Source organism: Amycolatopsis sp. FU40 (assembly GCF_021903635.1).
GTDB lineage: Bacteria > Actinomycetota > Actinomycetes > Mycobacteriales > Pseudonocardiaceae > Amycolatopsis > Amycolatopsis dendrobii.
Map to the genome: position 1 here is coordinate 3,436,780 of NZ_CP091381.1, position 14,030 is coordinate 3,450,809.

A 14,030-nucleotide genomic window follows, 5' to 3' on the forward strand; every position below is an offset into this window, starting at 1 on the left:
ACGAAAACCGTCCGCCCCCGCCCGGAAAGGAGGCATCGGATGACCGAGGCAGCCCACGCGCTCGCGGAACTGGCCGCGGAATTCCGGGGGTGGCGCACCCAGACCCAGCCCGACTCCGGCGACGACGTCCCGCGCGTGGACCGGCCGGCGGGCTGGCTCGCCGACTGGTCGGCGAGCGCGGTCGCCAAACGCCGCCTGGCACTGGCCGACTACACCGAACGGCACCAGGCCGTCGACGTGTCGGGCGAACCGGTTTCCGTCCAGGTCGACGGGCGGCTGCTGGGCTCCGCGCTGGCCCGCGTCCACTGGGAACTGGACCTGCTGCGCGGCTGGCAGCGCAACCCCGGGTTCTACGTCGAACAGGCGCTGCTGCAGATCTTCAACCTGCTGCTGATGCCGCCGCCGTTCGACCGGCAGCGGGTCGCCGACCTCGTGCGGAACCTCCGGCACGTTCCCGTCGTCCTCGGCCAGGGGCGGGAAAACCTGCCGGGGCACGCCGCCGCCCCGTTCGCCGAGCAGACGCTGCGCGGGCTGGCCACGGCCGCCGCGGACGTCGAACTCGCCATGGCCGAACTGGCCGCTTTCCTCGCCGCGGCAGGCGATTCCTTGCCGGAGACGGCCGAATTGCCCGCCGCGGCAGGGGAGGCCGCCCGCGCTCTCGACGCGTACCGGGACTGGCTCGGCTCGCAGTCGTTCGACGGCGACGCCGTGGTCGGGCCGGAGGGAATGCGGTACTTCCTGCACAACGTCGCCCTGCTGCCCTACTCCGCCGGCCAGCTTCGCGACCTGGCTCGCGAGGAGTTCAACCGCGCTGTCGCGGCCGAGGCGATCCTCCGGAAACGCGTGCCGCACGGCGAACGCCTCCCGCCGCGGACCCTCGACGAGATCGTCGAGCAGCTGCGGGCCGACGAGTCCGCCGTGCGCGCTTTCTACGCCGACCGCGACCTGCTCAGGCTGCCGGACGACCTGCGCCGCTACACCTTCGCCGCCATGCCGTCCTACCTCGCTCCGTTGAGCTGGCTCGGCGTCACGCACGACATCGGCTCGCTGGAACGTCCCGCCCAGGACGCGGTCTGCTACATGAACCCGCCCCGCGACGGCATGTCCTACTTCGCCCAAGCCAAGTCCCGCGATCCGCGCATCGGCCTCACCCACGAGGCCGTCCACGCCTTCCAGTCGGCGCTGTCGTGGCGGCATCCCAATCCGGTGCGCCGCCATTTCCATGACTCCATCCCGAACGAGGGCATCGCGTTCTACAACGAGGAATTGCTGCTGCAAGCGGGCCTCCTCGACGACATGCCCGACAGCGCCGTGTTCATCGCGAACTCGATGCGGCTGCGCGCGCTGCGGGTCGAGGTGGACATCCGGCTCGCCGAAGGCACGCTCACCATCGACGAGGCCGCGGACCAGCTCGCCGACATTGTGCCGATGGACCGGCCCACCGCCTGGCAGGAGGCTGCCTTCTTCGCGGGCACTCCGGGCCAGGGCCTCAGCTACCTGGCGGGCAAGGCGCAGATCCTGAGCCTGCTCGCCGCGTGCGCGCACCGGTCCGACCGCTTCGATCTGCGCTCGTTCCACGAACGCCTTTGGCTCGAGGGCAACGTCCCGGCGGCCTTGCTCCGCTGGGAACTCCTCGGCCTCGACGACCACCTCGGCGCGGCCGACCGGCTGGCCGGCTGATCCGGGAGGCGGGCCCGGCCCGCCGGTGAGAAGAGGGGGAACGACATCACGACGAACGCCCCGTCCGGCGAAACGCCGGCGAACGCCACCGCCTGAACTTCCGCTCCCGCCGGGACGCGCACCGCGTCTGCGGTCCCGCCCGGTCGTCTTCCTGGCGTCCGGCGGGTCCGGCCTGCCCGGGCCCGGGCCCGATGCTCGGCTCCTTCGGCGCGGCTCCCGACGCCGCCGCCGGTCCTTTTCCTGCACTCATAAGGGGTTTCTGATGTCCGAAGTGGACAGCGCACCGGCGGAGAGCCCGCCCCGCGACCGCTGCCGGGTCGGCTTGACGAGGGCGGCGGCGGGGACTCCGGTGCTGCACCTGGTCCATCCGGCGGGCGGGTCGGTGGCCTGCTATCGCGGGCTGGCCGGGGATCTGTCGCCCGAGCTGGCGACGGCGGCCTTCCTGCCGGCGGCGCTGGACGGGGGCGTGCTGGACGAGGACGTCGAGACCATGGCCGCCCGCTACCTGGCGGAAGTGCCGCCGGGCCCGGTGCTGCTGGGCGGTTGGTCGTTCGGCGGGCTGGTCGCCTTCGAAATGGCGAGAAGGCTTGCGGCCGAAGGGCGCGCGACCGGTCCGTTGCTGCTGATCGACACCCCGCTCCCGGGGGTCGGGGCGGTCGACGACGCCGCGCTCGCCGCCGAATTCGAGACCGAGCTGGCCAAGACGACCGGAGCCGGCGGCAGCACCGCAGAGGAACGCGCGAGCAGGTTCGAGGTGTTCCGCACGCACTGCCGGGCGCAGGTCGCCTACCGGCCGCCGGAGCGGATCGCCAACGACCTGGTCGTCGTCGCCCGCAAGGACAACGAGGACGCGCCGCGCTGGCAGGACCACACGACGGGACGCCTGCGCCTGCGCCGGTTGCCCGCCGACCACTACGAGCTGATGAGGACACCGCACGTGGGCGCCTTGACCCGATTCGCGAAGCCGACGCTGATCGCCGCGGGGAAGAACCTCCGATGAACCCGACGCCGAACCCCGAACTGGACCGCTTCCGGGAAGAGCTGCGCGGCCTGCTGGCCCGGCCGGAGGTCGGGGCCGAACTGGCCGCCCTCGCCGGCACGCCCGCCGAGGACCGCTTCCCCGCCGAGACCTACCGGCTGCTCGGCGAGCACCGGATGCTCGCCCCGGCCTGGCCGCGGCGCTACGGCGGGCGGGACGCGACCTCGGCCCACGCCGCGATCGTGCAAGAAGAGCTGTCCGCGCACGGAATCCCGGACATGCCCTTCATCAACACGATCACGAACGCCGGCGCGCTGGTGCTCTTCGTGGCCGACGCCGAGCAGAAGGCTCGCTTCCTGCCTTCGCTCGCCGCGGGCCTCGCCACGATGGTGGTTCTCTACACCGAGGCCGAGGCGGGATCGGATCTCGCGTCGCTGCGGACCCGGGCCGAGCGGGTCGAGGACGGCTGGCGGCTGTACGGGGCCAAGTGGTACGCGGTACAGGTTCGCCGCGCGGGCTATGCCGTCGTGGCCGCGAGGACTTCCGAGCGAGGCCGGGCCGAGGCGGGCATCACCCTGTTCCTCGTCGCCCTCGACGATCCCGGCGTCACGGTGAGCCTGGTCGAATCGCTTTACCCCGACCCGTTCTACGAGGTGCTGCTGGACGGGGTGCACGTCCCCGCCTCCGACGTGCTGGGACCGGTCGACGGCGGCTGGTTCGTGCTGGCCGCCGCTCTCGCGATCGAGCGGACCGGCGTCGACTACATCGCCAAGGCCACCAGCTGGCTGGAGATCGCGGCCAGGCAGGTCGAAGCCCTCGACGACCCCGTTCTCTCCGATCGCCTGGCGAGTCTGCGGACCCAAGCCGCCGCCGGGCGCGTGCTGGCGTGGCGGATGGTCGAGCGCCAGCAGCAAGGCGACCTGAACGCCGAGGAGGCGGCGATGGCCAAGTGGTTCAACAGCGAATTGTGCGTCAAGGTGGCGCAGCTGGCATTGGATGCCGGCGGTCCGGCGGACGACGCCTCGGTGGCGATGCTCCGCGAGGCTCCCGGGCTCACTCTTTCCGCCGGTGGCTCGGAAATCATGCTGGGGATCATCGCGTCCAGCCTCGGTCTCGAGGTGGCGTCATGAGCGCCGAGACCGACGTTGAGACCCGGCAAGTGGTGTCCAGCTACTCGTCCGCCTACGAGAGCGGAATCGCCGGCGCCCCGTACGCGCCCATCGAGCACGCTGTCGCCGCTGAATCCCTTGCGAGCCATGACATCGACGAAGCGATGCGGGCACGGCCAGAGTCTCCCGTCGCGGTGCTGATCCCCGGGGCGCCCGGCCAGACCGTCGCCGTGGGCCCGGCCGAGTGGCTGCTTGCAGTGGGTCCGCAGTTGGTTCTTTACAACAAGGACGATGTCACTCGCCGCCCCCTGCGCTCGCTGCTGGACGACGAAGAGCTGTACGCCGTCGACAATGGCCCCGCGACCGGGCTTGTCGTCTGCGAGGAGGCTGACTGCCCAGCCTGCACGCTGACGTTGGCGCGGCTTCGCAGCCGGACCGCCGGTTATCTCTGCGGCCTCGCACAGGGCGCTGTCGACGCAGCCGTCCGGCGCGTGCAGGACCGGGTGCAATTCGACCGTCCGATCGGGAGCAACCAGACGGTCGCCTTCCAGCTGGCCGCGCTCACCGCCCGGCTGACCGCCGTGCACGCGCTTGGCGAGCACCTCTCCGCCCGGATCGAGTCCGGCCAGGCGGAAACCGATCCGGTGCGGGAAGCCTCCCGGCTGCTCGCGGCGAGCGCGGAACTGGCGGTCGAGGCGACCGCCGCCGCCTTGCACCTGCACGGGGCGTTCGGGCTCCGGTCCGATCAGCACGCCCAGCGCTTCTACCGCAAAGCCTGCGCATTCTCCGTCCGCCACGGAACAGCCGCCCGGCTGCGACGGGCGGGCTCAACCCGAAGGGAAGGTTCCCGATGACCAGCACCGGCCGCCCGGGCGGTCCCCCCATCGGCCTGCACCACCTGGTCGAGCAGCAGGCCGCGGCGACGCCCGAGGCGATCGCCGTGACCGCGCCCGACGCGACCTGGACCTACGCCGAACTGGACGGGCAGGCGGCCCGGATCGCGGCGGGGCTGCGCAAGCGCGGGGCCGGCCGCGGCAGGCTGATCGGGATGGCGATCGAGCGTTCCGCCGCCGCCGTCGCCGCCATCCTCGGCATCCTCAAGACGGGCGCGGGCTACGTGCCGCTCGATCCGGAGTTCCCGGAGAGCCGGCTGCGCTTCATGATCGAGGATTGCCTTCCCCTGGTCGTCCTGCACGCCGGGGCCGGCCTGCCGTCGGTGCCCGGCACCGCGATGGCGGAGTTCGACGACGTCCTCGGCTCCCCCGGCGCGCGGGAAGAGGCGACGGAGATCTCGCCGGAGCAGACGGCCTACGTCATCTACACCTCCGGATCGACCGGCAAGCCGAAGGGCGTCGAGATCCCGCACCGCGGCATCGTCGACCGGGTCCTGTGGGAGCGCACCGCCTACCCTTCCGGGCCCGAGGACGCCGTGATCCTGCACCACGCGCTGAGCTTCGACGTCTCGTTGTGGGAGATCTTCATCCCGCTGACCACGGGCGGGCGGCTCGTCGTCGCCGACCCGCTGTACGGGCAGGACCCCCGGTACCTGACCGATCTCGTCCGTGCGGAGAAGGTCACCTGCCTCGCGGTCGTCCCGGCGCTGCTCCAGGCGCTGCTGGACGAGGAGCCCGGACTGGGCGGCTGCCCGTCGCTGCGCGAGGTGTTCTCCGGGGGCGAGGTGCTTTCCCCGGCACTGGCCCGCAGGTTCTTCGCGACCGTGAAAGCCGGGCTGCACAACCAATACGGCCCCACCGAGTACTCGATCGACACGACCTATTGGGACTGCCTGCCGGACGACCCGGCCGCCTCGGTCCCGATCGGCTTCCCTCGGACCAACTCCCGGCTCTACATCCTCGACCCGCGGGGACGCCCGGTGGCCGACGGCGAGGCGGGCGAACTCCACATCGCCGGGCCGGGACTCGCGATCGGCTACCTCAACCGGCCGGAGCTGACCCGGGAGCGCTTCGTCGGCAACCCGTTCGACGGCGGCCGCATGTACCGGACGGGCGACGTGGTCCGCCGCCGCGGCGACGGCGCGCTGGAGTTCGTCGGCCGGGCCGACGACCAGGTCAAGGTACGCGGGTTCCGCATCGAACTCGGCGAAATCGAGCGGGCGGTCGAAGCGCTCCCCGAGGTCGAGCGAGCCGTGCTGACCACGGTGGGCGACGGGGACGATCTCGCGCTCGCGGCCTTCCTGACGCCCGGTTCGGTCGACGGCCGGCAAGTCCGGGCGCGCCTGGCCGAAGTGCTGCCCGAGTACATGATCCCCGCGCACGTCGTCGCGCAGGACCGGCTTCCGCTCGGGCCGACCGGCAAGGTGGACAAGGCCGCGCTGGCCTTGCCCGAGCAGACCGCCCGGCCCGCCGGGGAGGTTCCGCGCGACCCGGAGGAGGAACTCGTCGCGGGCACCTTCGCCGAGATCCTCGGTGTGCCCGGGGCCGCGGCGGGCGACGACTTCTTCGAACTCGGCGGCAATTCGCTGCAAGCGTTGCGGCTGCTGAACATCCTGCGCAAGCACTCGCCCGAACTGCCGATCGCGGTGCTCTTCGAAACCCCGACCGTCGCGGGCATCGCGGCGGCACTGCGCGAGGTCCGCCAGACCCCGGATCCATCGGCGGTCGCCGGGCAGTGACGCCGGCCCGCGACCGCTCCAGGCATGGGGGCCGAACCGCTCCTGGCGCCAGCTGAATCCCACTGGAACACACGGAGGAACGATGCAACGCCCGAACTCTGCCAACCCGGAAAAGCCGAAGCAGGCCGACGTCGTCATCGTCGGCAACGGCGCGCTCGGACTGTTCCTCGCCGAGGAGCTGATCGAGCGCAAGGCGGGCTCGATCGTCGTGGTCGGCCCGGACGACCGCGACGCCGGGGCGAGCAAGGCCGCCGGCGCCATGCTCGGCTGCTTCGGCGAGGTGACCGCGGACTCGCTGAAGACCCACGCCTCGCGGACGAGGTTCGAAATCGGCCTGCGAGCGCACGAGCGCTGGCCGGACGTGCTCAGCAGGCTCGAGCCGTACTCCAAGACCGGCTCCCCGCTGCAGACCGCCGCCGAATCGCACGTGGTCCTCAACGCCATCGGCGCGGAGCTGGACACGATCAACTTCGAGGCGATGATCAAGGCGCTCGACGAGTACGGCAAGCCGTGGTCGGAGATCGACCCGAAGGAGATCCCGGGCTTCAAGCCGAGGACCGACGCCCGGTCGCTGCGCTCCATTCACGTGCCGGGCGAGGGAGCCGTGGACGCCCGCGGCGTGCTCGCCGCGCTCGAGGCACGGCTCGACGAGATCGGCGCGACCCGCGTCGACGCGGTCGTGCGCCGGCTGATCAAGGACGGCGAAGCGGTGACCGGGGTCGAGCTCGCCGACGGCCACGTCATCGAGGCCGGGACCGTGGTCGTCGCGACCGGGGCGAGCAGCGAGAACCTGGTGCGCACCGCGGCCGAGGACCTCGAACTCATCCCCATGATCGCGGGCCTCGGCTTCGCGATGCTCGCCAAGCGCACCGGCGGCGAGCCGTTCCGCAGCGTGGTGCGGACCCCGAACCGCGGCTTCGCGTGCGGCCTGCACGTGGTGCCCGCCGGGAACGGCCGCGAGTACCTCGGCGCGACCAACCGCCTCGTCGACGACATTTCCAGCGTCACCTGGGTCGGCGACGCGCGCTACCTCGCCCAGTACGCGATGCAGCAGCTGGACGAGCAGATCGCGCGGCACGAGGTCGTGAGCTGGCTCAGCGGGAACCGCCCGGTGACCTTCGACGGCTTCCCGATGATCGGCTGGCTGCCGCTGGACGGCCTCTACCTGATGACCGGCACCTACCGCGACGGTTTCCACTGCGCGCCGCTGCTGGCGAGCCACGTCGCGAACGAGCTGCAGGGCCAGCCGGGGCTCATCGACTCGATGTTCAACCCGGTGCGCCGCCCGATCCAGGTCAGGACGGTCGAGGAGTCCATCGAGGAGTACGTGGTGCACAGCCTCGCCGCCTGGTTCGAGACCGGCGCGGAGGCCGCGCCGCAGATGACGACCACGCAGCTGGCGGCCTACTACCGCACCCGGGGCCGGGAGGCCTTCGAGCACTTCGGCACCGACTACGCGTTCGGCCCCGACGTGCTCTGGTACGCCGAGGGCAGCCTCGTCGGCGGCCGGCGGATCGCCCGCTACCTGAACCGCCTGCGCGGCAACGCTTCCGCATTGGCCTCGGTCGCCGGCGCGGCCGGAGCGGCGCGATGAGCGCGCCGCAGGAGTCCGCCCGGGATCTCGTCGCGACGCTCACCGCGAAGCACCTCAACCTCGGCCATCGCGAACTGCGCCCCGACGAAGACCTCTGGAACCTGGGCATGACCTCGCTCACCTGCATGGGCCTGATGCTGGAGATCGAGGACGCGCTGGACGTCGAACTGCCCGCCGACCGGCTCAACGCCGAGACCTTCGCTTCGGTGAACGGCATCGTCGCCGCGGTCGAGTCGGTCCGGCAGGGGGTCCACGGGGAAGAGACGCCCGCGCGGACCTGACCGCCGCTTCGCACCGCCGCTGCCCGCACCGGTTCGCGGCGCACTCATCGCACCCTCGAGAGGAGCCCAGCGTCATCATGCCTCGACGAGAGCGGCGGCCGGCGAATCCGTTCCCGCTGGTCCGCGAGCCCGCGGCGGGCGGCCGCCCGCCCGCCGCGGGACAGGAGCGGCTCTGGTGGGTCCACCAGCTGGATCCCGCGAACGGGCAGTACCACATCCTGGAGGGCTGGAAGTTCCCCCGGGGCCTGGACCCCGCGGCGCTCGGCGCGGCGCTGGCCGGGCTCGTCCGCAGGCACGAACTGCTGCGGACGAGGTTCGCCCCGCGTCCGGACGGGACGGTCGCCCTGGAGGTCCTCGACGAGGTCGCCGTCCCGGTCGACTGGGCGGGCCGGGACTGGCGCGCGGCCCTCGACACCGCCGCCGCCCGGCCGTTCGACCTCGCGCGGCCGCCGCTGTTCCGGGTGATCGCCGCCGAATTCGACGACGGCCCGCGGCTGTGCGTGGTCATGCACCACATCGTCACCGACCGCGCGTCGATGGACGTGCTCTCGCGCGACCTCGCCGAGTTGTACGCGGCGGCCGTGGAAAACCGGCCCGCGCAGTTGCCGGAACTCCCGGTCCAGTACGGCGATTACGCCGCGTGGCAACGGAAATTCCGCACCGAAGAGCGGCTCGCGCAGCTGCTCGGCTGGTGGCGGGACGCCTTGGCCGGCCACGAACGGCCGGAGCTTCCGCTGGACCGGCCGCGTCCGGCCGCCGCGGACGGGGCGGGCGACACCGTCGTCGCCCGCCTGTCCGAGGAGACCGCCTCCGCGCTGACGGACCTGGCCTGGCGAGCCCGCGCCACCCCGTTCATCGTGGTGCTGGCCGCGCTGGCGGCGACGATGAGCGCCTACACCGGTTCGGACGACGTCGTCCTCGGCGCGATCGTCTCCGACCGCCCGCATCCCGACCTGCAAGATCTCGTCGGGTTCTTCATCAACACGGTTCCGGTCCGGATCCGGCTGGACGGACCGGACCTGACCTTCCGCGACCTCATCGTCCGCGCCCGCGACGCGTGGATGGCCGCGGACGCACACCAGGACGCGCCCTTCGAGCAGATCGCGGGCGCGGCGGGCGACGGGGCGCGGTCGCAGCGCAATCCGGTGTTCGACGCGGTGCTGAACCACGCGGGCGACCGGGTGGACCTGATGGAGTCGGACGGCGCGCTTTCCCTGTGGCGTCCCGAAATACCGACCACCGCGCGGTTCGACCTCTCCGTCACCACGCTGCCCGCCGACGGCGGCATCGAGGTCACCTTCCTCTACCGCCAGGACCTGTTCGACCGGGCTCCGATCGAGGCGATGACCGCCCGGTACATCCGGCTGGTCGAGCAGGCAGTGGCCGAACCCGAACGCCCGCTGCGCGAATTCGCCCTGGTTTCGGCGCGGGAGCTCGAACTCCTGCACGCGCGCAACGACCCGAGCCCCGCCCCGGAAGCCACCGTCGTCGAGCTTTTCCAGGCACAGGCTGCTTCCCGGGGCGAGGCCCCCGCAGTCGCCGGAGCCGACGGAACGCTGTCCTACCGGGAGCTGAACGAACGAGCGAACCAGCTGGCCCGGCACCTGAGCACCCTCGGCGTCGGACCGGAGCGGATCGTCGGCGTGTGCCTAGAGCACAGCGTCGAGCGCTACGTGGTTCTGCTCGCCATCGCCAAATGCGGCGGCGCTTATCTGCCGCTGGACCCCGGTTTCCCCGCCGGCCGGCTGCGCTTCCTGTTGAGCGACTCCAGCGCGGTCCTCACGGTGGTCAGCCCGTCGTTGCGCACCACACTTCCGGCGAACATCGGGCCGGTACTCGAATTCGGCCGCGGCGCCCCCGATCTGACCGGCGCCGAGACCGGGGATCTCCCCCTGGCCGCGCGGCCGGGCAACCTGGCGTACCTGATTTCCACGTCGGGTTCCACCGGCGCCCCCAAGTCGGTCGCGATCCCCCACCGAGGGCTGAGCAGGCTGGTCGCGGGAGCGCCGCGCTACCTCGAGACCGGTCCCGGCACGACGTTCCTCCAGGCCGGGCCGCTGACCTTCGACGTCGCCGTGCTCGAGTGGACCGCGCTGGCGAACGGCGGATGCGTCGTGGTGGCGGACACCGGAACGCTGCAGGAGGACCTCGAAACGCTCGTGCGCGACCACGGCGTCACGACCCTGAAACTGGTCTCCCCGCAGCTCGATCTCCTGGTAGAGCGCGGAATCCAGGCGCTGGCCGGGCTGCGCCAGCTCGTCGTCGGCGGGGACGTCGTCAATCCGAAGAGCTTCGCCGCGGCGCTTGACCTGCTGCCCGGCTGCCGGGTGACCGCCTCGTACGGGCCGACCGAAAGCACCGTGCTGGCCACCGTGTTCGAGGGCCGCCCCGGGGCCGGCCGGGTCCCCATCGGCCACGCCGTCCCGCACACCCGCGTCTACGTCCTCGACCGGAACCTCGCCCACTGCCCGGTCGGGATGCCGGGCGAGATCTGCCTGGCAGGCGACGGCCTCGCCCGCGGCTACCTCGGACGTCCCGGGCTGACCGCGGACAAGTTCGTCCCCGATCCGCACGGGCCGCCGGGATCGCGCATGTACCGCACCGGGGACGCGGGCCGGTACCTGGCCGACGGGGAGATCGACTTCCTCGGGCGGACCGACCGCCAGGTGAAGATCCGCGGCTTCCGGATCGAGACGAGCGAAATCGAGCACGCGCTGCTGCGCAGCCCCGGTGTCTCCTCCGCGATCGTGCTGCGCGCGGAACTGGAGACCGGACCGTGCCTGGCGGCTTACGTCGTGGCCTCCGGCGAGGTCGGCCTGGACGCGGTGCGCCGGGAGCTTCGCGAGTCCTTGCCCGCCTACCTGGTTCCCGACCACATCGTCGAAGTTCCGCGAATCCCGTTGACCGCCAACAACAAAGCCGACCGGGCCGCGCTCGCCGCGATCCCGCTGGGACCGTCCGGCACCGCCGAAGCACCGCCCCCGGAGACCGGCCTCGAGGCCCGGGTCGCGGAGGCTTGGTCGGCAGTGCTCGGCCGCCCGATCCCCGCGGCGGGCGACTTCTTCGAGCACGGCGGCCATTCCTTGCTGGTGCCCCGGGCGACCGCGGCGATCCGGCAACTCCTCGGACGCGAGGTCTCGCTCCGGCTCATGCTCGACCATCGGACGCCCGCGTCGTACGCGCAGGCGTTGTCGGGCGAGAGCTCGCCGGATCTCGGTGCCGCGTCCCGGGAACACCGCCTGGAGCGGCAGAGCTGGCACAGCCAGGCCCTCGGCGGGAGCCGCCGGGTGGATCTGTTCGTGTCCGCCGCAGAGCCGGACGAGCCGGTCGCCCGGGCCCTGGTGGTGCTCGACGGTTCGGAATTCGTGGACGTCATGCGGTTCCCGGCGATTCTCGACCGGCTCGCCCTCGCCGGGCGCGTCCCGCCGACCGCGGCGATTTTCCTGAGCCCCGCCGACTGGTCGGCCCGCCGGGCGGAACTGCTCGACGACGCGTACGTCGACGTGCTCGCCGACGAGCTGGTGCCGCACCTTCGCGATTGGCTCGGCGACCGGTGGCAGGGCGAACGGGTCACCGCGCTCGGCGCGAGCCTCGGCGCCATCGCCGCCGTCCGCGCCGCCTTGCGCCGCCCGGACCGTTTCGACGGCGCCGTCGGCATTTCCGGCCCCTTCACCGACTACGAACTCGTTCCGGACGCCGGCGCGCCCCGTCCGGCCCGGCTCTTCCTCGCCGCGGGCCAGGAGGAAGCGGACATCGAACTCGACGACGGGCTCAGCCTGCTGGAGGCGACCAAGAAGGTCGCCGCGGAGCTGAGCGGACAGTGCCACGCCGTCCGCGACGAATACGGCGACGGAGGCCACACCTATGCCGCTTGGGAAGCAGCGCTTCCCGAAGCCGTCGCATGGGTGCTCGGCAAGGACTGACTGACGGACCCCAGGACTGACGGACAAGGAGAGCAGGCACCGCATGTTCGACGACACGCAGCGCGAGTTCCGCGTCGTGGTCAACGACGAGGAGCAGTACTCGATCTGGCCGTCCGGGCGCGATCTTCCGGCCGGCTGGCGGGACGAAGGCCGGACCGGGTCCGAAGAGGACTGTCTCGCGCACATCGACGAAATCTGGACCGACCTGCGGCCGCTGAGCCTTCGCCTGGCCGCGGAAACCGCATCGAGGAGTTAGCGAGCCATGGACGATTCCCGTCAGACCGGAGCGGACCGGCCCGGTCCCCGGACAGTCTGCGAGCTGTTCGAGCACCAGGTCCGGACCCGCCCGGACGCCACGGCCGTGCGGACCGCCGAACGCTCGTGGACCTACGCCGAGTTCGGCCGCGAAACGGCCCGGCTGGCGCATCGGCTCAGCCGCCTCGGCGCGGGCCCGGACAAGATCGTCGGGATGCCGATCCCGCGCGGCGCCGCCGCCTTGATCGGCATCGTGGCGACGATGCGGTCCGGCGCGGCATGCCTTCCGCTCGACCCCGACGACCCGCCCGCCCGCAACCGGGAGATCCTCCAGGACGTCGGCTGCGAGCTGACCCTCGCCCTCTCCCCCGACGACCGGCTGCCGGGCGTCCAACTCCTCGACGACCCCACGCTCCGGGACGAACCCGGAACGGGAGACGGCCTGCCCGTGCCGGCGGCGCAGGACCTGGCGTACGCGATCACGACGTCCGGCTCGACCGGCCGCCCGAAAGTGGTCGGCGTCCCGCACGAGGGCATCGTCAACCTGATCCTGGCCAGCCGCGACGACCTGGACCTGATCCGCCCGGACGACGCCGTCCTGTGGACGTCCCCGGCGACCGTCGACATCACGATGCAGGACTGCCTGATGGCCCTGTGCTGCGGAGCCGCCGTCGCCGTCCCGCAGCAGGGCGAACTGCCGGCGACCCGGATCGTGCACGAGGCCCGCACGCTCGGCGCCACGGTGCTGGACATCCCGGCGGCGATGGTCGGACCGTACGGCGAATCCCTCCTGCCGCGCCTGGCCAAAGCCGGGGTGCGGCTCGTCGCGGCCGGGAGTTCGCAGCTGGACGGCCGCGGCCTCGCGGACGCCGCCGGCTCGATGGTCGTCCAGAACTGTTACGGCCCGACCGAAGCCTCGGTCGCCGTCACCTGGTACCGGTGCCTTTCCTCGACGCCGCAACGGGCCCCGATCGGCAAGGCGATCCGGAACGTGCGCACCTACGTGCTCGACGAGGAACTGCGCCAGGTCCCGGCAGGCGAGATCGGGCAGCTGTTCCTCGCCGGCCCGGCACTCGCCCGGGGATACCTCGGCCTGCCCGCCCGGACGGCGCGGGCGTTCCTGCCCGACCCGTACTCCCCCGCCCCCGGCGAGCGGATGTACGCGACCGGAGACCGGGTCGTCCTGCAGCCGGACGGGGACCTCGTCTTCCACGGCCGGATCGACGACCAGGTGAAGATCAACGGTTTCCGGGTGGAGACCGGCGAGGTGGAGCACGCCCTGCTCCAGTGCCCCGGCGTCGCCGACGCCGTGATGCTGGTGCGCGAGGACGCTCCGGGCGGGACGGCCGTCGTCGCCTTCCTCGCCGGCACGCCGTCCGCCGACGAGGATCTGGTGCGGCACCTGCGCGAACGGCTGCCGGGCCACATGGTCCCTCGCTTTTTCGTGTGGCTGGACGAATTGCCGCTCAACCGCCCGGGAAAGGTCGACCGCGCCGCGCTCGCGAAGTTCCCGGTCGCCGATCTCGTGTACGGCGGCTGACCGCGGGCGGCTCCGAACATCGGCTTCCGAAGCCGGA

10 protein-coding genes are annotated in these 14,030 nt (G+C 72.2%); all 10 read left to right on the top strand.

All coding sequences use genetic code 11. From position 1 onward, the window contains the following. The first annotated feature begins 39 nt into the window (after positions 1 to 39). The 10 genes from L3Q65_RS16730 (at position 40) to L3Q65_RS16775 (ending at position 13,993) form a co-directional block, all read left to right on the top strand. Complete coding sequence (locus L3Q65_RS16730; protein WP_182895900.1) at positions 40 to 1,680, top strand: DUF885 family protein; 1,641 nt, start codon at positions 40 to 42, stop codon at positions 1,678 to 1,680. Positions 1,681 to 1,942: 262 nt separating this feature from the next. Further along, positions 1,943 to 2,680 (top strand): thioesterase domain-containing protein, encoded by a 738-nt coding sequence (locus L3Q65_RS16735; RefSeq protein ID WP_182895901.1) that lies wholly within the window; start codon positions 1,943 to 1,945, stop codon positions 2,678 to 2,680. Next, positions 2,677 to 3,789 (top strand): acyl-CoA dehydrogenase family protein, encoded by a 1,113-nt coding sequence (locus L3Q65_RS16740; protein WP_182895902.1) that lies wholly within the window; start codon positions 2,677 to 2,679, stop codon positions 3,787 to 3,789. Before L3Q65_RS16735 ends, L3Q65_RS16740 begins: the two co-directional genes overlap by 4 nt. After that, a complete protein-coding gene (locus tag L3Q65_RS16745; RefSeq protein WP_237600193.1) occupies positions 3,786 to 4,622 on the top strand; it encodes an acyl-CoA dehydrogenase family protein in 837 nt (278 codons plus the stop codon). Before L3Q65_RS16740 ends, L3Q65_RS16745 begins: the two co-directional genes overlap by 4 nt. Beyond that, positions 4,619 to 6,400: an amino acid adenylation domain-containing protein gene (locus L3Q65_RS16750; protein WP_237600194.1), complete on the top strand. Its 1,782-nt coding sequence runs from the start codon at positions 4,619 to 4,621 to the stop codon at positions 6,398 to 6,400. The genes L3Q65_RS16745 and L3Q65_RS16750 overlap by 4 nt, the downstream gene beginning before the upstream one ends. Before the next feature lie 82 nt (positions 6,401 to 6,482). Beyond that, positions 6,483 to 7,994 carry an FAD-binding oxidoreductase gene (locus L3Q65_RS16755; protein WP_237600195.1) on the top strand — a complete coding sequence of 504 codons (1,512 nt, stop codon included), beginning with the start codon at positions 6,483 to 6,485 and terminating at the stop codon, positions 7,992 to 7,994. Then, the gene (locus tag L3Q65_RS16760) at positions 7,991 to 8,275 is read left to right on the top strand and encodes a phosphopantetheine-binding protein (protein ID WP_237600196.1); all 285 of its coding nucleotides are present in this window, start codon (positions 7,991 to 7,993) and stop codon (positions 8,273 to 8,275) included. The genes L3Q65_RS16755 and L3Q65_RS16760 overlap by 4 nt, the downstream gene beginning before the upstream one ends. Positions 8,276 to 8,352: 77 nt before the next feature. After that, positions 8,353 to 12,198, top strand: a complete 3,846-nt coding sequence (locus L3Q65_RS16765) for an amino acid adenylation domain-containing protein (RefSeq protein ID WP_237600197.1) — start codon at positions 8,353 to 8,355, stop codon at positions 12,196 to 12,198. A gap of 43 nt (positions 12,199 to 12,241) precedes the next feature. Beyond that, positions 12,242 to 12,454, top strand: a complete 213-nt coding sequence (locus L3Q65_RS16770; protein ID WP_182895908.1) for an MbtH family protein — start codon at positions 12,242 to 12,244, stop codon at positions 12,452 to 12,454. Positions 12,455 to 12,460: 6 nt separating this feature from the next. Further along, the gene (locus L3Q65_RS16775; protein ID WP_237600198.1) at positions 12,461 to 13,993 is read left to right on the top strand and encodes an amino acid adenylation domain-containing protein; all 1,533 of its coding nucleotides are present in this window, start codon (positions 12,461 to 12,463) and stop codon (positions 13,991 to 13,993) included. The last annotated feature ends 37 nt before the right edge of the window (positions 13,994 to 14,030 follow it).